Here is a 22,115-nt window from a genome sequence, read left to right on the forward strand (position 1 = left end):
TAATTTACTATACCTAATTACCAATAATTAATCAATCCAGAGAGTATATTTCTGTGTTGATCAGTGCGAAAAATCAGAGAAATTTTATTCAATACAGCACTCAATTGCACGCTTTACGACCGCACCTATTTTACCAAGAAAACCTTTGCCTTTTTCTTCGTGTCGATTGATTTTGGCATCTTCAATTTTAGAAATATTTTTGGAATCGACAATTTTCATATTTAGCGCCCAAAATAATGAGTACAGATCAAAGGCTTTTTCATAAAATTCTTCTGCCTGTTTGCGGTTTTTTTTGAGATTGACCTTATTTCCCACTTCGATAAGCCGCATGGATGCTGCCAAAAGATGCTTTGAAAGGCACCAGATCTCGCCTTCGGGCTCTTTAACCAATTTTTGCATGACTTCTTTGCGTATCTCGCGAACTTCTTTTAGCATATCGAAATACTTTGTTTTGTTCGTTTTTTCAGCGGTAAAATAAAAATGTTCTTCGATTGAAACCAGGTTCATTACAGCAATTGAAAGATCTTCATCAAGAGAAAGGTCAAAACCTTTTTCTTTTGACTCTTCTACTTTTTTGATTAACTTTTGAATTTCTTTGTCATTTGCCATAAATTTATTTTATTACTTTTATTTGAATAAGACCGTGTATCAGCAAACTGCCGATGAGGATATATCCGACCGGCATAGCAATTTTCTGGAACGGAAAGTATGAATGATTGTGGTTTTTTCGTTTTAACGTATTGTAATTTACCAGTGCTAGGACAAATAAAACGGACCCCGCTATCATTCCATCCAGCAATCGATCAATTCCCAAAAAAGTATTTTTAGGGTGTCCTATAATACCGGTGTAATAAAGCGGTAAGATTGTAATAAAATATAGTGCCAAAGCGGCTAGAGGATAAATATATCTTGGCTCGACTTTTTTTGATTTCATCCAATTGAACATCCAGAAAGTAAGAGAAACCATGAGGGCGCCGATCCACATTCCGGTGATAAGATCATCGATCTTAAAATATCGAGAAAGCCCAAGCCCTGCAGCTACAGCAACAGTACAAACTGGGCAAAAAGCGCTAACAGCAGTAGGAACTAGCGCAATTATCCCAGCAATTGCGATTGCATAAAATTTTGATGATCTTAGCTTCATAGGCAAAATAATCATATACAAAAATAATCCTGATTTCAATAGAAATATCAGATTAAATTATAAATAAGCCGTCGAAATTGGTGTGTGATCTCTTGTATATCATTCTAAAGAAATTTTTAGGTTAGCTTGTTATGATCAAAACACTAAAAATTGAATAAAGGGTCGAAATAACAAAAGCAGGCCATTGGCCCGCTTTTGTTGTATTTAGGCTTAAATTAGGGTAAATTATACTGGTATTTGGGCATTTAGTCCCGATGCGTGCCGATCGGGATTCCGAAAGTGTTGCTCTTCGGGACTCAAAGCGTAATTCTAAATATTTGGTCGCTTAACTCAGCGGTAGAGTGCTTCGTTCACATCGAAGAAGTCACTGGTTCGAATCCAGTAGCGACCACCAGAACACTCTGATGAGGCCACCCCGACCAGTCGGGGTAATGCCCACCATTCGACTTTCGGTCTTCGCCTGAATCATATGATAAACCAAACTAATATTCAATCAAAAAATGCCCGCCAGGGCCTTTTGTTTTTATAGACCATGAACGACCCCTTGTGGAGGTCGTCAGGCACTTCTTCTTGGAAGCCAAGAGATTCGGCTTCTAGGCGATATAGGGACACGGTTTGCCATTCTCATGGATTCCGTGGCAAAGACCACAGACGTACTTGTCTGCGAATACCTCTTGTGGGTGGGCTTTGGGCGGCTGGTCTTTGAGTGTATAGTGCTCGCCGTTGAAGTCCCAACACATACTAGGACACCACTGCCTAGCCCTCTCGGGAGTATTTCTTACAGCGTCGTCGCTGTCCAATGCAAACATGGCGGCGACAGCTCGTAGAACCTCCTCTCGGTTGGTCGGATCCTCGACATCCACCTCTGTCTGCGTTGGGAAGGTCCTCTCTGGAAAGTAGACCCTGATGCGGTGTTTTTCTTCCATGGTGGCGGGTGTCTCACTCCTTTCGTGCGACACCTAATTTATATAACATTTCTGTGTATTCGTCAATGATACCTGGTCAAATAGATTTGAATTTAGATTAATGTTATGATTAATTTGGATCATAATTCAGGAGGGAAATATGCAAATAAAAGAACTTTTAGCCAAAGGTAAAGAAATCTGGGGCGAACCGGCGGAGCCAATCACGCTCTCATATATTATCGTTCGGATGGGAAAGGTTTTTGGCGACATTTGTCGATGGGAGCGCAATGCGCCCAAAGACGCCTCTGTCCACTCAGATGACGACTTAAAAAAGGAGCTAGGTAATATAATATTTAGCACGATAAGATGGTGTGATGACCTCGGATATGATCCTGAAGAGTGCATCAATCTTGCTATTAAGTGTCAAGAAGACGGTCATGCTAAGCTTGCATAATTATTCTTGAAAAAACCTCAATTTTATGCGATAATGCTGAAGTATAAGAATTAAACATGTGAGAGAAAATGGCAGAACCAAAGAAAAGGACAAACAATTCAAAGCAAGGCATGCGTAGAATGCATGACAAGAAATCTGTTTCCGGGCTAAATTATTGTCCAAATTGCAAAGAGCCGAAGAGAATGCACTCAGTTTGTGATAGCTGCGGTTTTTATAATGGGAAATTGGTTATCGAACAGAAAAAAGAAAAAACTGATTCATCCGTAAAAGAATAGAAATTAATTTTTTTTGATAAATGAATCGACATCTTGGTAGAATGATCGCAATGCAGACACTTTTCGAATATGATTTTCGAGATGGTGCTGATGTTGAGGAAATAAAATCTCGCAATATTAACGAGTATAATGATGCAACCGACTCAGAATTTGTAGTGAAGCTTGTTGATGGTACACTTAAATCTACTGAGTCTATTGACGAAGAAATCAAAGCAGCAGCTCCGGAATGGCCCCTGGATCAAATATCGCTTATTGATAAATCAATTCTTCGCCTTGCTATTTATGAACTTAAATACGAGAATGACGTGCCTGCTAAAGTTGTTATAAATGAAGCAGTTGAGTTGGGAAAACAATTTGGTGGAGAAAATTCATCGAAATTTATCAACGGCGTTCTCGGAACTGTTTATGAGAAAATAACTTCTGGAGACAATAAAAAAAGTGACGACAATTGATTTTGAAAAAGTTATCGGTATTGAATTTAAAAACAAAGATCTTTTAAATAACGTATTTATTCATCGATCGTATTTAAATGAGCACAGAAGCTTGCAGCTCGAACATAATGAAAGATTAGAATTTTTAGGAGATGCTGTTCTGGAGCTTTGCGTGACACAATACTTATTTAACAAATTTTCCGATAAGCCTGAAGGTGTCATGACCAACTGGAGATCCGCGCTTGTAAAAGGTGAATCTCTCTCTGCCGAGGCTAAGCGCCTTGGTTTAAATGATCTTATAAAGACATCTCGCGGAGAAGCTAAAAATGTCGGAAAAGCGCGAGACTTGATACTGGCTAATGCGTTTGAGGCTTTGATAGGTGCAATATATCTTGACCAAGGGTATGAAATTGCATACAAATTTATTGAAAAAAATATTATTTATAAACTTGCCGAAATTATCAACCAAGGTTTATATTACGATTCAAAAAGTAAATTTCAAGAACTCGCACAAGATGTTTTAAGTATTACGCCGTCATACACTACTGTTTCCGAGAATGGGCCCGATCATGCCAAGGTTTTTGTTGTCGGCGCATTTCTGGGAGACAAAAAAGTCGCTGAGGGATCAGGCAACTCTAAACAAAAAGCACAAAGTGAAGCAGCTAAAGCCGCCCTTCAAAAATGGGACGATATTTGTAAACAATAGCTCTATTAGTTGAACCACTTGATATTGGTAAATCCCCAATCAAGCAATTTTCGCGATTCATCAGCTGAGGCTGGCGCTGTGTCAGCGTAAGTGTGTAAAACAATGCCTATTAGCGTGTGTCCATCTCTTTTTGCGGCTGAGACAAGGCAATGTCCAGCTTCGGGCATATAACCGGTTTTAACGCCAATTGCCCCGGGATATTGGTATTCCCCGACCAACCTGTTTGAATTTTTTAATTCGTGGTAAATACTATTGTCAATGTTGGTAGCGGTATATTCTTGCGTGTTTACAATTTCCCTAAACTTTTCAAATCGCATGGCGTATTTCGTCGCAAGAAACAAGTCATATGCACTTGAATAGCCGGCTACATCAAGACCCGCCGGGTCTAAATAATTGGTATTTTTCATTCCTAGGCGTGCTGCTGTTTCATTCATTTTGGAAACAAAGTCCGCTGTGCTAGAGTTGTCTTTTGACATGTGCTGAGCTAATGCATAAGCGGAATCATTACCTGATTTAATTAATAAGCAATGCAGCAAATCATCTACGCTGATTTTTTCTCCGACTTGTAAATATGCATCGGCACCGATCTGGTAGGCAGCCTCTGGAGTTATTGTAACTATATCGTCCAATTTGTAATTTTCGAGTACAACTATAGCAGTCATGATTTTTGTTGTTGATGCAATTGGTACTCTTGTATTAGAATCATATGAAGTAAAAATTGTGCCGCTGTCCATATCGGCTAAAAGATAGTGATTTGCGTTAATATTTGGGTTTGGGGCATTTTTTGAAACCTGCGGGCGAATTACAACTTCTGGCAAAGATAGATCAATCATTGATGCTGCCGCAGTATTTTTTGAACCATTTTCGTCCTTATATATCGCATTATCCAATTTGAAAACGATCGGAGAAAACCCAATCAAATTAAAAAAAATTGACATCGCGATTATAGATTTTAGAATCATATCATTTGGTCTCGATCGATAGACTTAAGTTGTCCGGCTCTCAAACCTATCTCATTAAGTACCAGCTTTCCTATTCGAACTCGTAGGATTGTGCAAACAGACAAACCAATTTTATCACACATACGGCGAATTTGTCGATTATAGCCAGTGGTAAGCACTAAATTAAATTTGATCATATTTTTGCGTTTTTCGATCTTAATTTTATCAATTGATTTCGCCTGCATTCTTGTTCCTTTGATGTTGATCCCCTTGGTCAAGCGATTAAGGTCAGAAATTTTGAATGATTCAGACATATTAGCTTCGACGTAGTATTCTTTTTCATGTTTGAAACTCGGGTGCGTTAGTTGTTGTATTAGCTCACCATCATTTGTAAGAATAATTAAGCCTTCCGAATCCATGTCTAGGCGACCGACGGGATTTAGTTTTTTTTCATCGGGAATATAATCAGCAATGGATTTTCTGCCAAGCTCATCGGACTTTGTTGCTACCACCCCCCTTGGCTTATAAAAAGCATAATATTCAAGCTTGGATGTGGCAATAATTATTTTGTCATTTACAACAACTTTGTCGATCTTTGGATCGATAGAATCACCAAGTTTGGCAATTATCCCATTGACTTTGACTTTACCGGCACGAATATGCTCGTCAGCAGAGCGCCGCGAGCATATTCCATTACTTGATAAAAATTTGTTTATGCGAACTCTAGTCATCGATTTTTGTATCGGAATTCTTAATTTCCTTACCCTTCGCCTCTTTGGCAAGCTCGACGTGTACATCTTTGAGTTGCTGCTCGGATACAGCCGATGGGGCACCCATCATTACGTCTCTGGCGTCTCCGGTCTTCGGAAATGCTATCACCTCACGAATTACATCTTCGCCAGCTAAAATAGCGGCTAATCGGTCAATTCCCGGCGCCACACCTCCATGTGGCGGAGCCCCATATTCAAAAGCTTCGAGCATATGCCCAAACCTGCGCAGCTTTTCTTCTTCCGAAACGCCCAAAAGATTAAAAATTTTATCCTGAATTTCACGAGTGTGAATCCTGATAGATCCGCTGGCGATCTCAAAACCGTTCAATACCAAGTCATAGCAGTATGATCGGACCTCTTCTGGTTTACTATCGAGTTTATCGATATCTTCTTTGTTCGGCATGGTAAACGGATGATGAGACGACACAAGCTTCTTGTCTGCCTTTGAATATTTAAATAGCGGGGTATCAACAACCCAGCAAAAGCCGAACTCCTTCTTGTCTTCCTTATTCTTTCTAATATCCGGTTTGTCGTTGCCATATTCCTCCATCGAATCGGCAAACTTGATCCTTGGAAAAGGCTTTTCTGTAATTTTTCCGCCAGGGACTAGCTTTTTAACGATTTCTATCATCATCGGTTCGATAAGAGAGTAAATGTCTTCTTCTTCAATAAAACTCATCTCAATATCAAGCTGGGTAAACTCTGGCTGTCTATCGCCTCTCTGGTCCTCGTCGCGAAAACAACGGGCGACCTGAAAATATCTTTCAATTCCACCAACCATAAGAAGCTGTTTGAATTGTTGAGGGCTTTGCGGCAATACATAGAATTCCCCCGGGTAAATCCTGGATGGCACGATATATTCCCTTGCGCCTTCAGGAGTCGATTTTGTAAGATACGGCGTTTCAATTTCCCGAAATCCTCTCTCCCATAAATACTCCCGAACCGTTTTTACAATATCGTGACGAAGTGTGATGTTTTTAGCCATTCGTTCGGATCGCAAATCAAGATAGCGATATTTAAGTCGTAGTTCCTCATCAACCCCAAGAGTATTTTTGTCAATTTCAAAAGGTGGGGTTTTAGCTTTATTTAGAACCTTGAGATCTACAGCTTCCATTTCAACTGTGCCGGTGATCAAATCTTTGTTAATCATTTTTTCTGGTCGTGCATTGATTTTGCCTTCTATCGAAATAACCCACTCCGGCCGGATCTCAGAAACCTTTTCATAAGCTTTTGATCCAGGTACGAAAACGACTTGCAAAAGGCCCGACATATCTCGAAGATCGATAAAAACAATCTTACCATGATCTCGGCGAACATTTACCCAGCCAGATACTTTGACACTTTCGCCAATTTTTTTCACCGTTTCTGAAACTAGTATTCTTTTCATTTTATCCTCGCAATTTAGCGTTATATTTATCTTCAACCTCGCTGATAATATTTTGGATGATTTGGTCGGCCTCGTGATCATTGAGGGTTTTATCCGGCGCCTGTAAATAAATGTGGAAAGCAACATTTTTCTTATTCAAGCCAAACATATCTGAAGCAAATTCGTCGAAAAGCTCAACACGATTAATCAAGTTTGAAAGTTTGTAAATTTCGCTAATAATATTATCTGACTTGACATCGATATCCAAAATAAATGCCAAATCGCGTGTGACAGACGGAAATTTGGAAACCGGGCGAAAATGAATTTCTCGATCGCTGACTTTTAGATCAAGATCATCGTTGCTTGCGCTCATTCCGGCGATAATATCGGCGGTCTTTATTTCGAATACAAATGTATTCTGCTTCTTGATCTTGTATTTATTGGCGTCATCGCCGATTAATTCTTTAATTTCTATTGTGTTTTTAATATTTCCAAGCCTGGAAAGAGCGGCTTTTGCCGATTCAATTAGTTTTTTGGGATCTTTGCCTGAGGCTACAACACCGACCATGCTTGTCTCGTCGGTTTTGGTAAACACGTTTCCAATCTCAAACATCAGAACCGGATCGAAAGTAGGGTTTTTTGCAACTGATTTCAAAAGGCCGGGAATCAACGAATTTCTCATGTATTTATTTTCGGGCTGAACGGGATTTTTAACGACAAGTAAATTTTTATCGGAAATATCTAGATCACGAAGGTCATGTTCAGACATGAATGAATAATTGTAAACCTCTGAAAAACCAAGGTTTGCAAGAATATCCTTGATGTATTCCCTTTTGAAATAGTCTCCCCTTTTTGGTTTTAGATTGGTCTCTGGAAGATTGTGCATTGGAAGTTTATTATAACCATATATTCTGCCAACTTCTTCAGCGAGACAGCGAAAATCAACTATGTCGTGGCGAAATGTCGGGATAGCACATTTACTGCCCGATATCTCAAAACCAAGATTCTCCAAAACCTTATTAACCTCGTAATCCTTAAATTCGTGACCCAATAGATCATTAATGCCAGAGAAATTAATTTCAATTTCGTCTCTCTCCGGCTCGTTGCCCACAATCACGCATTCCCCTACTTCAGCATCCGGACAATATTCAAGGATCATTTGGGTTGCCTTGTTGAGTGCGCGCTCAATACCAGCGCTATCAATTCCACGCTCAAACCTGTAACTAGCATCTGTCATTATCTCAAGTTTTTTTGCAGTCTTGCGAATTGTTTTTGGATTAAACTGCGCAGCTTCAAGAATAATGTCGATGGTATCGCTTTCAATTTCTGAATTCTTACCGCCGATAATTCCGGCTATTGCGATCGGTTTTTCAAAGTCAGCGATAACAAGATCATCATCGGACAGAATACGAATTTTATCATCCAGTGAAATCATTTCTTCATTATCGCTAGCTGAACGAACGGCAATTTGATAATCTTTAATTTTTTTGGCATCAAAAGCATGCATCGGTTGCCCTAGATCGAGCATAATATAATTTGTAATATCGACAATATTATTGATCGGCTTAAATCCGCAGGCCAAGAGTCGATTGGCTATCTTGTTGTTTGATGGGCCTACCTTAATATTTTTAATGATTCTAGCGCCATATCGTGGACATTTATTCTTATCAAAAATCTCTATGTTTAGTTGGTCTTTTGTCTTATTTTTGGCATCAAATTTTATATTGGGATAATTAATTGTCTCCGATAACGTGGCGGCGACTTCGCGTGCCATACCGATATGGCTAAAGCAATCACCGCGATTTGGGGTTGGTTTGATGTCAAGGACAATGTCTTGTGATAAGATTTCCGAAATCTTTGTTCCCAATGGTGTATCGGGCGGCAAAATCTTGATGCCGGAATGATCATCCCCCACACCAAGTTCGCGCTCGGAGCAAAGCATGCCGGATGAAGCAACACCACGAATTACGGCTTCTGAAATTTCCATATCCCCTATCTTAGTACCGGGTTTGGCCAAGGGGACGCGTTGCCCAACTTCAATATTTGGAGCACCGCAAACAATCTGTATGTCATTTTTGCCATCATTAACCACAACTTGATGAAGCCGGTCTGCATTGGGATGTTTGTCAATTTGTTTAATTTCAACTACGATAACATTTCCGTCGATCTCACCGATAACATCCTCGACTTCCGTACCAGAAAATATAATCTTGTTAACTAGATCCTCGTCAGAAACATTACTATTTAGATAATCAACAAGCCAGCTTTTTAAGATTCTCATATAGCCTCTAAAATTGCTTTAAAAATCGAAGATCACTTGATCTAAACGTCCGAACGTCGGAAATACCATAACGAACCATGATTGGCCGCTCGACGCCAGGACCAAAGGCAAAACCAGTATATTTGTCAGGATCAAGCCCCATATTTTTAATTACAACTGGATTTACCATTCCTGCGCCGCCCAGCTCAAGCCATTTACCACGAAAGTTTGTATCAAACTCAATCGAAGGTTCGGTAAACGGAAAATGATGGGGGCGAAAACGCAAATCTATTGTTTCACCAAAAATTTCTTTGTAATATTCCTTCAGGATGTTGAAAAGTTGGCCGATATTTACCTTCTCGTCGATATAAAGGCCTTCAATCTGAACAAATGTTGTCTCATGGCCGGAATCAGTTGCTTCGTTGCGAAAACAAACTCCAGGAACAACTACGCGAAATGGCGGTTTGTGTGTTTCTCCATACCGAACTTGCGAATTCGAGGTTTGGGTCCGTAAAACTCGTCCATCTTCTAGCCAAAAGGTATCTTGTACATCGCGAGAGGGATGATCAGAAGGCGTATTTAAGGCATCAAAATTGTACCACTCAGTATCAACCTCGGGGCCTTCATAAACATCAAAACCGTGTGACTCAAAAAATTTGACCGACTTGCGAATTATTTGAGTAACAGGGTGTAAATTACCTCGTGTCATACTATTTTTACTTTCTTAGTTTGGAAAAATAATTCTAAAAGACCGATCACTAAAACAATTGGAATACCGATCCAAAAATCCAAAATTTTTACGCCGCGTAAAATGAATAACGAAGTGATAGCAGATGAAAACAACACTGCCTGACGGACTGATGGCCAAAATAGTGAAAAAATAATTTCAGATTTCTTCAGATAAATTTTTAGATAAAAAAGTATAATTGAAAACATTCCTGCCAAGCCCAAAAATAGAGACAAATAAAAGTATACAAAGTTAGCTACCGAGGCATCGAAAGGATTATAATTAAAAACACACAAAATGAATGAAGCGATAGCCACAACCGTGATTGAATATACAAAAAATAAATTTGCCTTCAGCATCAAGAACATAATATCAGATTTTAGCCGAAAAATTAAGAGTGATTATAGCTTTTTAAAAAGGTTATCAACCTTTTCTGCGTAGCTTTCATTAAGATCAAGAATAAATCTAAAATTTGGAATAATACGAAGCTTTATTTTCCCTGCCAGGTCTTTGCGGATTTCTTTTGCGTGAAAGTTTAGCTGATCGACAATTTTCTGATCATCATTTAATACACTGATATATATTTTTGAAGATGAAAGATCGGATGACGTATCAACCCTGACAATTGAGGCAATATTTCCCCCAATGTAGTCCAAAATACTAAACGAGAGCTTAGAAAGAATGAGTGCGTTGACTTGTTTAATGCGTGAGGAATCCATGGTTAGTCCTTAGTTTGTAGTCCTTAGTCTGTAGAAAATTCACTACGAGCTACGGACTACTTACTACTGACTGACTTTATCGCTTAGACCATTGTGGAGCACGGCGGGCACCTTTAAGCCCTGGCTTCTTTCGTTCTTTTTCTCGAGGATCACGCGAGAGCAGCCCGGCTTTTTTCAAAGATGTACGAAATTCTGAATTATATTCAACCAAAGCGCGGGAAATGCCGTGGCGGATAGCCTCTTTTTGGCTTTGAAATCCACCGCCGACTACCTTAGCAGATACAGCGAAAGAACCCTTCTTGCCAACTATTTCAAAAGGTAAAATAATTTCTTCTGAAAGATCAGTGGTTTTGTCGTTTATTGAACTCTCTTTTTTGCCCTCAAAAATACGAACGCGTGCAACTGCGCTCTTGCGCCTTCCGGTACCGAAATAATATTTTTCTTTTTTTGCGGTTTCTGCCATGTTCTACCTTACTTGTTTACAAATTTAACATTAACGTGCGGATGCTGGTCTCCGGCATAAACTTTAAGCCGATTAAGTTTTAAAGCTTGAAGCTTGTTTTTGGGTAACATTCCGGAAACAGCGTGCTTAATGATAAATTCAGGATTTTCCTCTTTAATATCTTTGTATTCTTTGGTTTTAAGATTGCCAATATAACTCGTGTGCTTATAATACCTTTTGTCGAGCTCTTTGTTTCCGCTAAGCTTAACATCTTTTGCATTGATAACAACAACATAACCACCAAGGTCAAGATTTGGTAAGTAATCCGGGCGGTTTTTGCCGTTTAGTATATCAGCAATTCGGGTGCATGAACGACCGAGAATTTGATCCTTCAGGTCGAAGATATACCAGTTTCGATTTTGTTCAGTTTTATTAGCCATATTATTTCTTTGTTATCTCTTTTTCACTAGTTTTCTTTGCAAGTTTCTTTTGGGAATCCTTTTTATCATCCGTGGCTTTCTCGGGTTCCTTGACGAAAACTTTTTTATCCACTAGCATAAGGCGCACGACCTGAGCATTGTCTCCAAGTCTTTTATGGAGCCGGTAGCTTTTGATAAATCCGGATTTTCTTTCAGAATATCGTTGTTTGAGGTCGGTAAGGACTTTGTCGGCGGCATTTTTATCAAAAAGTATGGAATAAATCTGTCTTTTTGCATGAAGGTCATCAAGTTTAGCTTTTACAATAATCTTTTCCACAAAAGCCTTAACTTCTTTGGCTCTCGGGGCTGTGGTGTCGATTTGTTCGTACAACAAAAGAGACGCCGCAGCGTTGCGAATTACATGCTCTCTATGCGCTTTTTTCATCCCAAGTTGTCTCATATTAACTCAGCTTCTCTTTTACCTCGTCAATTCCCTTTTGCCCAAGTCCCTTGATTTCGGATAATTTAAGATCGGACAATCTTTTAAGGCCAGCTATAGTTTTAATTCCGGCATTAACCAAAGCATTCGTGGTTCGTTGCGAAAAATTAGCGTCTTCAATTTTTGTTTTTGGGTCAAGTCCGATTTCGTCAGCTTCTTCTTCGCCACCCAACAATTCTTCTTCTTCTATTTCAACTTCGTTTTTTGGCATCTCGGTAAGCTCAAACGGAACCTCTTCATTGAAGGCAAAAGCCTTGTAATGATCAATCAAAATGTTTGACGCGGATATTAATGCATCATATGGAGCAATACTTCCGTCACTATCGATCTCAATGACCAATTTGTCATAGTTTGTCATCTGGCCAACACGGGTATTTTCAATATCCATTTTAACTCGGGTAATTGGGGAAAATGCAGCATCGATGTCAATTCGACCAATTTCTTTTCCTTTGTCGGTAAAGTCTTCGGTAGATCTAAATCCTCTGTCTTTTTCAATTGTAACTTCAAGTTCGAATTGAGCACCTTTATCCAGTGTGGCAATGTGAACTTCTGGATTAATTATTTCAATGCTAGAATTCTTAGAAAAATCAGCACCAGTGACTTCGCCGGGACCTTTTTTGGAAATCATCAATGCGGTCGGTTCATCACTATCTGATTTAACATTAATCTCCTTAAGGTTGAGCATAATTTCAAGGAGATCCTCCTTAACATGCGAGATCGCTGTAAACTCATGAGGAGCACCCTCAAGCTTAAAAGATGTGATCGCTGATCCAGGAATAGATGACAGTAAAACACGTCTTAACGCATTGCCAAGAGTAGCACCATAGCCAGGATAAAGCGGATCAATAACAAACCTGGATTTGTTATCCTCAAGCTTTTCCTCTCTAATTTTTGGCAGAGATATTTTCTCCATATTTATCTCCTTTTTATCTAGAGTAAAATTCTACGATTAAATTCTCATTAATATTTAGTTCGATTTCCACTCTCTCAGGTATGTGTTTTACTAATATTTCTTTTTTTGCATCATCTAAGGAAATCCAGTTTGGTGCAGCATTTTTTGTATTTTTAACAATCTCCAACGTTTTGGGATATTTCACAACATCGTTGGGTTTGACAATAATTGAAGGTGAAGTTGCTCGTTTGTTGTTTACATAAACACGACCGTGAGATGCTAGCTGGCGAGCCGTGGCATGCGAATTTACAATTCCACTTCGGAACAAAACATTATCAAGCCGTGATTCCAACAACGAAACCAGATTTTCAGCGGTATTTCCTGTTTTCCTGTCAGCGTTTTCGTAATATATTTTGAGTTGGGATTCTGATATACCATAAACTTTTCTGATTTTTTGTTTTTCGCGAAGCTGTTTGCCGTATTCAGATAGTTTGATTCGTGATGTCGGGCCATGCTGCCCTGGCACATAAGGTCTTTTTACAACTGCACACTTTGGAGAAAGACAACGCTCTCCTTTGAGCATCAATTTCTCTCCTTCGCGTCTACATTTTCTGCATCCATGATTCATAACTATACTCTTCTTTCTTTCTTCGCACGGCATCCGTTATGTGCAATTGGGGTGATATCTTTGATTGTCTCCACGGTAAGGTTGGAATTAATCAAAGCTCGAACGGCTGATTCTCTTCCTGCACCTACACCGGAAACAAACACTTTTACTTTGGAAAGGCCGTATGCTTTTGCTTTTTCAACAGCATCAGTTGCAGCAAGCTGCGCAGCATAGGGAGTAGATTTCTTCGTCCCCTTAAAACCAATCGAACCGGCAGATGCCCAAGTTACTACATTTCCATCTTCATCTGTCACGGAAATAATTGTATTGTTAAAGGATGACTGAATATAAATACTTCCAGAATAAACTGATTTTTTGACCTTTTTTCTTACCACTTTTGTGGCTTTTTTATCAACAGCTTTTGCCATTTATTTCCTCTTATGTCTTTTGAGCGGCAGGTTTACGCCCGGAGCCAACAGTAATTTTCTTACCACGTTTGGTTCGAGCATTTGTTTTGGTGCGTTGTCCTCTGGCTGGCAAACCTTTAATATGCCGAACCCCCCGATAAGCACCAACCTCTTTGAGCCGTTTAATATTTTGGCTAATCATCATCCTAAGATCACCCTCAACCTTGAATGCAGCAATAGCTTTTCTGATTTTCTCAACATCAGTCTCACTCAAATCTTTAACGCGAATATCGCCGCTTACGCCGGATTTTTCAATAATTTTTCGGCTGGTTGTACTGCCTATGCCAAAAATATATGTGAGGGCAATATTTAATTTTTTTTCGTTAGGAATATTTACGCCAGCTATTCTTGCCATGTTATCCTTGCCTCTGCTTGTGTTTAGGGTTTTCGCAAATCACAAAAATTCGTTCCTTCGCGCTTGTTCGTTTGGACTTGCCTTTCTTGCTGCGAGAAACGATTTTGCATTTGTCGCACATTTTTTTTACAGATGGTCTAACTTTCATTGTTTATATTCGGCTTACGCAATATCGCGAAATACAATTCTGCCTTTGGTTAAATCATAAGGCGACATTTCTATAGAAACCTTATCTCCAGGAAGAACGCTAATTCGATGCATTCGCATTTTTCCACCAAGCGATGCAGTAATTTCGTATCCTGAATCAAGTTTAACTAAAAAACTAGCATTGGGGAGGGTTTGGATTACCGCTCCCTTCGCTGTTATGACATTTTCTTTTTTCATACTACACAAGGGATAATATCATATTAAACGAGTAGAGTCAACACTGCTTATACGAATCCATACACTGATCAATACAATCGCTAATATTTGGCAAAATTACGTGTAATTTGGGTTGATTTAGGTATCCGATTTAAACTATACAGTTATAATTTCGCTTCTTTTACTGCCAATCAAAATTGTGTGTTCGAAATGCGCCGCTTTACTCCCGTCTAGTGTTGATACGCTCCATCCATCAGAGGATGTCTTAACATCGTGCGAACCCACAACAACCATAGGCTCAATTGCTACGGCGATTCCGGAAACAAGTTTTTCTCCTTCGTTTTTCCTTCCAAAATTGGGTATTTGTGGATCTTCATGCACATTACGCCCTACCCCGTGCCCAACAAGCGCACGAACAACACTAAAACCCTCTTTTTTAATATACATTTCAACAGCGTTTCCAATATCACCAGTGGTGTGGCCGGCTATTGCATTGGCAATTGCAATTTTAAGGGCCTGCTCTGTGACCTTAATAAGTTTCTCGTCGATTTTATTTTTTGGAGAGCCGGCAATTACACTCTTTGCCATATCCGTATTCATTCCGTGATAGTTAACGCCTAGGTCGACTGAAACAATGTCGCCTTCGCGAATAATTTTATTTGGATAAGGAATTCCGTGGACGATTTCATCATTTAGAGAGACGCACAAAGCAGCAGGAAATGGATTATCATCTCCGGGAGGATAGTTTTTAAAGGATGGAGTGCCACCTTGCTGCCTGATTGACGATTCGGCTATTTGATCCAATGAAGCCGCGGAAATCCCGGGTTTAATCGCGAGAATCACCTCAGAAAGGGCATTTTTGAGTATTTTGCCCGATTTGCGGAGTAATTTAATTTCGTTGCTACTTAATTTCTGCATTAATTACTTTTTCTTCAATTTCTTTTTCTACCTCGGGAATGGTTTGTTCGCCATTTATTTCAATCAAGATTGCCTGATTCTTAAACTCCTCAACAACATCGTCAATCCTTGGCTTGTAAATAGAAATTCTGTTCTCAACTACTTCGGCCTTATCATCAGCCCTTGAAATCAAAGAACCACCGCATGCATCACAGATTGTAGCTGTTCCGCCGATAAAGTTTTTGCCACATTTTGAACATACTTTTCGGTTTAAAATTCTATTGAGCGCAGATTCTGGTTCAATTTTAATCCAGACGCATACCGGTTTATCAATACCAAGATCCTTGCACATCTCAAAAAATAAGTCGGATTGGTTTTTTGTAAAAGGAAAATTATCTAAAACAATATCGCCCTCTATGCCATCAATATTTTTTTTAATGATATCAACGGCAATTTCATCCGGCTGTGGAATTCCCTTATCATAACGCTCTTTCATTTCTTTGTAGAATGGATCAGAAAAATCAGCATTTTCCAGCTCTTTTCGAATTAGATTACCCATACCAAAAACGGTAACTTTCATTTTTTTCGCCATTATTTCAGCTTGCGTTCCTTTACCTGATCCCGGTAACCCGAGAAAGCTGTAGACTGTTCTTTCTGACATTTGTTTTCCTTAAATTAACAATAATTATTCCTAAATTATCTTTTATTTTTAAATTAGTAATGATCGTATGTATGCATTAAAAGCTGGGCGGTAAGCTGTCTCATAGTGTCAATAATGACGGCAACGAGAATTAGTATGCCTGTTCCACCGATTGCAAGGGTAGAAATATTTGTTACCGATTGAACAATATATGGCAACACACCGATAAGGCCAAGGAATACTGCCCCCAGAAATGTAATTCTGCTAATAATTTTTCCTAAATATATTTTAGTTTCCGTTCCGGGCCTTAGTCCAGGTAAATAACCGCCCTGTTTTTGTAAATTTTCAGAAATCTGGTCCGGTTTAAACACTACCGATGTATAGAAGAAAGTGAACAAGAAAATCAGTATGAAATATATGATAGCGTAATACAAATTGTTGTTCACAAGTGTAACTATCCAAGTTGCAGCATGTTTTATCCAATCAGTTTTTGCGTTTTCAAGATATTTGCCGAGGACGCCTGGAATAACCATAATACTCATGGCAAAGATTATCGGAATTACCCCCGCTGTATTTACGCGAATCGGAAGATGAGAATCAACCGCGCCATATTGCGTAGCTCCTCTTGCCCGACGAGCATAAGAAACGGAAATATTTCTTTGGCCCTCGGTTATATAGATAATTGCTGCGACAATAAGGACAAGCAGAATGCCAATGCCAACAACGCTCAAGATTTTGGTAACATCGCCGGCAGTTAAAAGAGCGGCTGTATTTCGAAATTGGGTCGGAAATCCGGATAAAATACCCAATGAAATTATCAGTGAAATTCCATTGCCAATCCCTTTTTCGGAGATTAATTCACCAAGCCACATAAGAAGCATAGTACCAGCCGAAGCAGAAATCAGCATCATAATAAGATCAAACATAGTCCAAGATGGGACAATGCCTTGGCTGCGTAAGACTGCAAGCATAGCATAGGCCTGCAATATTGCGATGGGAACGGTGGCATATCTTGTCCATTGATTTATTTTTTGTTGGCCGGATTGGCCTTCTTTCTGAAGCTCCTCAATGCTTGGCACAACCATTGCTAAGAGCTGAAATATAATAGATGAGGTTATATACGGGCCAACCCCCATCAAAATGACAGAAAAATTGCTCATCGTGCCACCAGAGAACATATCAAGTAGTCCAAATATCTGGTTATTTTGGAAAAACAATTTTAGTTGGTTAAAATCTACGCCAGGCAACGGAACATGAGCAATTAGCCGCGTTAACAATAGCAGTGAAACGGCAATAATTACCTTGTTTCGTAAATCCTTATACTGCCAGATTTTAGTCAAAAAGTTCATACAAAAAAATTCCGCTTATTTAGCTCTTCGATTTTAACTTAATATTATGCGTAAGTCAACGATAAATTAGTTTGAAAGATTGAGACATGAGATGAAAACAACGATCGTAATCTAATATCTTGAAAATATCTTTATCCAAGAAAACGCCCGCTGAAAAGCTTCCAGTATGAGATTTAAGGCGGATTGCTGGGCTTTCTGGGTGATTACAGCATTGTCTTCCGATGTGCCAGGATTGCCGGCTTTGTCTTTGGATACGGCTCTTAAATGGTAGGTCTTGGTCGGATCAAGATTGGAGATAATGACAACATGGGCATTGGAATAGGATCCGTCTTCCTGGGTTTTGGAAGAATAATTGGAAGATGATACTCCTTCGCCGTATTCAACCTGAGAGGTAGAGGTTTCATCTGTGCGCCAGGAAACAACCACTTGGGCTTTACCACCATCGGATGATGTGCCGGTTTTGGATTCAATGGTAAGTTCTGTTACTTTTGGCGGACGGGAATCAAGAGCGGTTTTAAAAGTGTTGGTATCACTTGTGGCCTTGTTACCATATTGGTCTGTGCCTGAAGCAGTAAGAGTGTAGGAGGCGTTGTCAGAAAGATTTGCAATGCTGATTTCATGATCTTTCTTCATGTCGGAAGTAGCTACTTCTCTCTGTTCTCCACCAGATGGACCATAAAGGACAGATGAGGTGGTCTCGACATTGGTTGCCCAAGTTACCTTCATGCCAGCATAGGCCTGATCGTCAACGGGCTCAAAGCGAAGATTGGAGATGATGGGGATGGGGGGAGTGGAAAAATCCTTAAGGCCATAAAATCTTGTTCCGTCTTGAGCTGTCGCATCAACTCTTAATTGATAGCTGGTACCACCAGAAAGACCAGCTAGTTCTTTAGAAAATTCAGTGCTATAGGTATCACTGACAACAATTGATTGGCCAAGATCGCCAACACCAAATTCCAAATTAGTTTTTGCTGGATAAGTGGTAGTCCATGAAACGCTTGCAAGTGTTGGAGTCAAGACTTTGACTTCTAAATTTTTAATGCCTGGTGCCACCGCCGTGGTGGTCTCATGCCAGGCAGATTCTCCAGTGTTGGCAGAAGTATCCATCCATGTGACTTTGTAACGATAAGTGCGTTCCGGTTCGAGGCCAACCACCCTTACATTGTGGTTGATGTCAAAACCACCGAAGGCTTGTTCGGTGAGATATTCATTGCCCTCATAGACGATAACTGATCCTTTGGTGTTTTTGTTAGTCGTCCAGCTCACCGTGATCGATGACGGACCGGCAGTAACGTTCGGCCCATCGATGATGTTTACTACTCCAGTAGAGCAGTAAACTCCGGTCTGATAAGCAGAGACATTACCTGCATTGTCTTTCGATCTAATGTATATTACATTATCTCCTTCTTGATAAGGATGAAGGGAAAGCGTGGTATCGGCAGTAGATTGGACTTGGCCTTGAGAACCATTTTTGTAGTCATAACCAGCAATACCGGCACCGCCGGAATCTCCGGGAGCATCCCAGGTGGCGGTGAAGTCTTGGGTGGTGGAACAGCCAACAGGAGATAGATTGATATACTCCGGAGCAGGTGGCGGACCGCCATCATAGGAATACGTGAATAACTTGGTGGCGGGAGTTTGAATATTCAGGTCGTTATCTTCGGATTTAATAAGCAGATAATATGTGACTCCGGATGTCAAAGCGCCTGCTGGCACTTGGATATGTTGTTCTGTATCTGCTGCACCGGAATGGGCTTGATAGTGATATGCGCCACTTGATTCCAAAACACCAGATGTAGAGACGGGATCAGCTGAATCAGAGGTACCAAAGTAGATAAGGTAGCCGCGGATACCGGAACCCCCTTCTTCATCAGCCGCTCCGGCGAAGGTGATGTAGGGACTAGCACTATTTCCCCAGCCGGAGTCGGTAAACTCGGTGGTCTTTCCGGAGTCACTGTAGAAATGGGCAGAGGAGGGATTGGTGGGGGCAGTAGTATCTGATCCGGTATGAGTAATGGTGATATTATCCATCATCCCATCCCAGCGGTCGGTTATAGAGTTCACTCGGCTACCGATGTAAAAGTAATAACCACACGAAAGGTTCCCCCAAGGAGTATCATCAAGAAGAGACGCCACCTCTGTACTATTAACATTAAGTGATATTATTCCACTAGTCCCATCGTAAAGGACCTGAACATTATTCCAGCTCCCGTCCGCCAAACTAAGAGCTTGGGATTCCAAAACCAGCTTACGGCTTGCAGTTGTAAGATACATTCTAAGCCTGTAATCAAAGATGTCGTAGACCAATCGCAGTTCGTCTGTGCTCCCCTGGGCGTCAAAAAGTATCTTTTCTTTTGTAAAAGTCGACAAAAAGCCCGATCCGTCAATTTTTGTTTGGACAACTCGATTGTTTTGATAGTCAACAATATAGATATTTTCAGAAGTCACATCATAAGCAATTCCTCGGGGATAATTGAAATTACCGACTCCACTTCCGTTTGTACCGTAAGTTGTCCACCCGGTGCCATCCATCTTGGTTTTTACAATGCGATGATTGTTATAATCAGTCACAAAAATATTGCCACTTTCTGAATCGACCGTAATACCGCGAGGTCCATTGAAATTACCTGTCCCATTGCCAGCAGTACCGTAAGCTGTCCATCCTGTGCCGTCCATTTTAGTTTTGACAATGCGGTTGTTGCTATAGTCAGCGACATAAACATAATCATTGACTTGATCATAATCAATGTAGCAAGGATTGCTGAAGTTTCCTTCACCGCTGCCATTTGTGCCGTAAGCCGTCCACCCGGTGCCATCCATCTTGGTTTTTACAATACGGTTATTGCCATAATCAACGACGTAAACGTAATCACCAACTGAATCATAAGCAATACCATATGGATGATTAAAATTGCCAATGCCACTGCCCACCGTTCCGTAAGCCGTCCACCCGGTGCCATCCATCTTGGTTTTCACGATACGGTTGTTGCTATAGTCAGCGACATAAACATAATCACTTGCCGGATCATAGGCGATACCATATGGACCATTAAAATTACCTACTCCACTTCCAGTTGTGCCATATGCAGTCCACCCCGTACCATCCATTTTGGTTTTCACAATGCGGTTGTTGCTATAGTCAGTGACATAGATGTAACCACTGGATCGGTCATGAGCAATGCCTAGTGGTTGATTAAATCCAGCCGTACCCCTGCCATTTGTACCATATGCAGTCCACCCCGTACCATCCATTTTGGTTTTCACAATATTACGATTTCCAGAATCAACCACATAAATATTACCGCTCCCGGGGTCAAAAACAATACCAGCTGGTTCGGAAAATTTCCCTACTCCACTTCCGTTCGTGCCATATGCAGTCCATTCTGTTCCATCCATCTTGGTTTTGACAATACGCTTATTGCCAGTATCAGCAACGTAGGCATAATCACCAGTGGCGTCATAAGAAATACCCGATGGGTTTGAGAAATTGCCTACTCCACTTCCAGTTGTGCCATATGCAGTCCATTCTGTTCCATCCATCTTGGTTTTGACAATACGCTTATTGCCATAATCAGCGACATAGGCGTAATCACCAACCGGATCATAGGTAATACCGTATGGGCTACTGAAATTTCCTACTCCACTTCCGTTCGTGCCATAAGTTGTCCATCCCGTACCATCCATCTTGGTTTTGACAATGCGGTGATTGCCAGTATCAGCAACATAGAGATAGCTATTTGTCGAATCATAAACAATGCTATATGAAAGTCCAAAATTTCCTACTCCACTTCCGTTCGTGCCGTAAGTTGTCCACCCGGTGCCATCCATCTTGGTTTTGACGATGCGTTTATTGCTGGTATCCATCACATATATATACCCACTAGATGAGTCGTATGCAATTCCACGTGGATTATTAAAATTTCCTATTCCACTTCCGTTCGTGCCATAAGTTGTCCATCCCGTACCATCCATCTTGGTTTTGACAATGCGGTTGTTACCATAGTCTGCAACATAGACGTAACCATTGGCAGCATCATAGGCAATATTATATGGCAAATAAAGCTGTCCACTGGTGTCAATTGAATTTTTTCCATAATCATCTTTTTGAAAGTCCAAGGAAATAGAGCCTTTGGACGCAGATAGATTATCATTGGTAGCATATTTTAGAGTCTCGGCGCCATCGTAAGTATATTTAAGAGAACTTCCCGATCCACCCTCAGCATTCGTAGTTGAGAGGGTGGGAAAGGTACTATCCGTAGAAGCAGTCCCTAACCCAACAGAGTAATCTGCATTATAGCTTCCATTATCATATGAGGTTCTGAAAGAATCTCCTGCTTTGGTTCCTTTTGTAAATATTGGGAAAATATTGTAGGCTACCAAAAATATGATCGTGAGAGAAACGACCAAAATTCCCAAAATGCTCTTTTTGTGAATAATTTTTTTTATTTATTCCCCTCACATTTTTTAGTGACAAATACATTTTAACA

General features: G+C 40.2%; 27 protein-coding genes and 1 tRNA gene. 5 read left to right on the forward strand and 23 right to left on the reverse strand.

What is annotated here, in order from left to right; translation table 11 throughout:
• Positions 1-84: 84 nt before the first annotated feature.
• Together WC080_00210 and WC080_00215 are read right to left on the reverse strand one after the other, a co-directional pair.
• On the reverse strand, positions 85-609 hold the full coding sequence (locus WC080_00210) for a hypothetical protein (protein MFA7243711.1): 525 nt from the start codon (positions 607-609) through the stop codon (positions 85-87).
• Between the two features lie 4 nt (positions 610-613).
• A complete protein-coding gene (locus WC080_00215; GenBank protein MFA7243712.1) occupies positions 614-1,159 on the reverse strand; it encodes a hypothetical protein in 546 nt (181 codons plus the stop codon).
• A 304-nt stretch (positions 1,160-1,463) separates the two neighbouring features.
• Between WC080_00215 and WC080_00220 the strand changes: the two genes are divergently transcribed.
• Positions 1,464-1,538: transfer RNA gene (locus tag WC080_00220), tRNA-Val, on the forward strand.
• A 199-nt stretch (positions 1,539-1,737) separates the two neighbouring features.
• On the opposite strand, the gene WC080_00225 is transcribed toward WC080_00220, so the two are convergent.
• The gene (locus WC080_00225) at positions 1,738-2,070 is read right to left on the reverse strand and encodes a hypothetical protein (GenBank protein MFA7243713.1); all 333 of its coding nucleotides are present in this window, start codon (positions 2,068-2,070) and stop codon (positions 1,738-1,740) included.
• 139 nt (positions 2,071-2,209) lie between these two features.
• On the opposite strand from WC080_00225, the gene WC080_00230 reads away from it, so the two are divergent.
• The 4 genes from WC080_00230 to rnc all read left to right on the forward strand — a co-directional run bounded on the left by WC080_00230 (position 2,210) and on the right by rnc (position 3,915).
• Entirely contained in the window at positions 2,210-2,503 is a 294-nt protein-coding gene (locus WC080_00230) for a hypothetical protein (protein ID MFA7243714.1), read from the forward strand.
• Positions 2,504-2,571: 68 nt separating this feature from the next.
• Entirely contained in the window at positions 2,572-2,778 is a 207-nt protein-coding gene (rpmF, locus tag WC080_00235) for a 50S ribosomal protein L32 (GenBank protein ID MFA7243715.1), read from the forward strand.
• 20 nt (positions 2,779-2,798) lie between these two features.
• On the forward strand, positions 2,799-3,230 hold the full coding sequence (gene nusB, locus WC080_00240; GenBank protein ID MFA7243716.1) for a transcription antitermination factor NusB: 432 nt from the start codon (positions 2,799-2,801) through the stop codon (positions 3,228-3,230).
• Positions 3,217-3,915, forward strand: a complete 699-nt coding sequence (gene rnc / locus WC080_00245) for a ribonuclease III (GenBank protein ID MFA7243717.1) — start codon at positions 3,217-3,219, stop codon at positions 3,913-3,915. The genes nusB and rnc overlap by 14 nt, the downstream gene beginning before the upstream one ends.
• 5 nt (positions 3,916-3,920) lie before the next feature.
• Here rnc and WC080_00250 read toward each other — a convergent pair whose 3' ends face one another.
• From WC080_00250 to WC080_00345, 20 genes are all read right to left on the reverse strand, one after another.
• Positions 3,921-4,853, reverse strand: coding sequence for a D-alanyl-D-alanine carboxypeptidase family protein (locus WC080_00250; GenBank protein MFA7243718.1), 933 nt, complete (start codon positions 4,851-4,853; stop codon positions 3,921-3,923).
• Positions 4,854-4,873: 20 nt separating this feature from the next.
• Positions 4,874-5,587: a pseudouridine synthase gene (locus WC080_00255; GenBank protein MFA7243719.1), complete on the reverse strand. Its 714-nt coding sequence runs from the start codon at positions 5,585-5,587 to the stop codon at positions 4,874-4,876.
• Complete coding sequence (gene aspS, locus WC080_00260; protein MFA7243720.1) at positions 5,580-7,013, reverse strand: aspartate--tRNA ligase; 1,434 nt, start codon at positions 7,011-7,013, stop codon at positions 5,580-5,582. Before aspS ends, WC080_00255 begins: the two co-directional genes overlap by 8 nt.
• Position 7,014: 1 nt before the next feature.
• Positions 7,015-9,273, reverse strand: a complete 2,259-nt coding sequence (gene pheT, locus WC080_00265) for a phenylalanine--tRNA ligase subunit beta (GenBank protein MFA7243721.1) — start codon at positions 9,271-9,273, stop codon at positions 7,015-7,017.
• A gap of 7 nt (positions 9,274-9,280) precedes the next feature.
• Positions 9,281-9,961, reverse strand: coding sequence for a phenylalanine--tRNA ligase subunit alpha (gene pheS, locus WC080_00270; protein MFA7243722.1), 681 nt, complete (start codon positions 9,959-9,961; stop codon positions 9,281-9,283).
• Positions 9,958-10,338, reverse strand: a complete 381-nt coding sequence (locus tag WC080_00275; GenBank protein MFA7243723.1) for a hypothetical protein — start codon at positions 10,336-10,338, stop codon at positions 9,958-9,960. The genes pheS and WC080_00275 overlap by 4 nt, the downstream gene beginning before the upstream one ends.
• 42 nt (positions 10,339-10,380) lie before the next feature.
• Positions 10,381-10,698 (reverse strand): ribosome-binding factor A, encoded by a 318-nt coding sequence (locus tag WC080_00280; GenBank protein MFA7243724.1) that lies wholly within the window; start codon positions 10,696-10,698, stop codon positions 10,381-10,383.
• Between the two features lie 76 nt (positions 10,699-10,774).
• A complete protein-coding gene (gene rpsI, locus WC080_00285) occupies positions 10,775-11,161 on the reverse strand; it encodes a 30S ribosomal protein S9 (GenBank protein MFA7243725.1) in 387 nt (128 codons plus the stop codon).
• A gap of 8 nt (positions 11,162-11,169) precedes the next feature.
• Complete coding sequence (gene rplM / locus WC080_00290) at positions 11,170-11,580, reverse strand: 50S ribosomal protein L13 (GenBank protein MFA7243726.1); 411 nt, start codon at positions 11,578-11,580, stop codon at positions 11,170-11,172.
• A 1-nt stretch (position 11,581) separates the two neighbouring features.
• Entirely contained in the window at positions 11,582-12,019 is a 438-nt protein-coding gene (rplQ, locus tag WC080_00295; GenBank protein ID MFA7243727.1) for a 50S ribosomal protein L17, read from the reverse strand.
• 1 nt (position 12,020) lies between these two features.
• The gene (locus tag WC080_00300; protein ID MFA7243728.1) at positions 12,021-12,971 is read right to left on the reverse strand and encodes a DNA-directed RNA polymerase subunit alpha; all 951 of its coding nucleotides are present in this window, start codon (positions 12,969-12,971) and stop codon (positions 12,021-12,023) included.
• A 13-nt stretch (positions 12,972-12,984) separates the two neighbouring features.
• Complete coding sequence (gene rpsD, locus WC080_00305; protein MFA7243729.1) at positions 12,985-13,578, reverse strand: 30S ribosomal protein S4; 594 nt, start codon at positions 13,576-13,578, stop codon at positions 12,985-12,987.
• A 2-nt stretch (positions 13,579-13,580) separates the two neighbouring features.
• Positions 13,581-13,985, reverse strand: a complete 405-nt coding sequence (gene rpsK, locus WC080_00310; GenBank protein MFA7243730.1) for a 30S ribosomal protein S11 — start codon at positions 13,983-13,985, stop codon at positions 13,581-13,583.
• A gap of 10 nt (positions 13,986-13,995) precedes the next feature.
• On the reverse strand, positions 13,996-14,379 hold the full coding sequence (rpsM, locus tag WC080_00315) for a 30S ribosomal protein S13 (GenBank protein MFA7243731.1): 384 nt from the start codon (positions 14,377-14,379) through the stop codon (positions 13,996-13,998).
• Between the two features lies 1 nt (position 14,380).
• Positions 14,381-14,527: a 50S ribosomal protein L36 gene (gene rpmJ / locus WC080_00320; GenBank protein ID MFA7243732.1), complete on the reverse strand. Its 147-nt coding sequence runs from the start codon at positions 14,525-14,527 to the stop codon at positions 14,381-14,383.
• Positions 14,528-14,541: 14 nt separating this feature from the next.
• Positions 14,542-14,763, reverse strand: a complete 222-nt coding sequence (gene infA, locus WC080_00325) for a translation initiation factor IF-1 (protein MFA7243733.1) — start codon at positions 14,761-14,763, stop codon at positions 14,542-14,544.
• 135 nt (positions 14,764-14,898) lie between these two features.
• Positions 14,899-15,660, reverse strand: a complete 762-nt coding sequence (gene map / locus WC080_00330; GenBank protein MFA7243734.1) for a type I methionyl aminopeptidase — start codon at positions 15,658-15,660, stop codon at positions 14,899-14,901.
• Positions 15,644-16,300: a nucleoside monophosphate kinase gene (locus WC080_00335; protein ID MFA7243735.1), complete on the reverse strand. Its 657-nt coding sequence runs from the start codon at positions 16,298-16,300 to the stop codon at positions 15,644-15,646. Before WC080_00335 ends, map begins: the two co-directional genes overlap by 17 nt.
• Positions 16,301-16,353: 53 nt before the next feature.
• The gene (gene secY, locus WC080_00340; GenBank protein MFA7243736.1) at positions 16,354-17,628 is read right to left on the reverse strand and encodes a preprotein translocase subunit SecY; all 1,275 of its coding nucleotides are present in this window, start codon (positions 17,626-17,628) and stop codon (positions 16,354-16,356) included.
• A gap of 111 nt (positions 17,629-17,739) precedes the next feature.
• Positions 17,740-22,044: a hypothetical protein gene (locus tag WC080_00345; GenBank protein MFA7243737.1), complete on the reverse strand. Its 4,305-nt coding sequence runs from the start codon at positions 22,042-22,044 to the stop codon at positions 17,740-17,742.
• Positions 22,045-22,115: the final 71 nt, after the last annotated feature.

The organism is Patescibacteria group bacterium (assembly GCA_041674405.1).
GTDB lineage: Bacteria > Patescibacteriota > UBA1384 > XYA2-FULL-43-10 > XYA2-FULL-43-10 > JBAYVT01.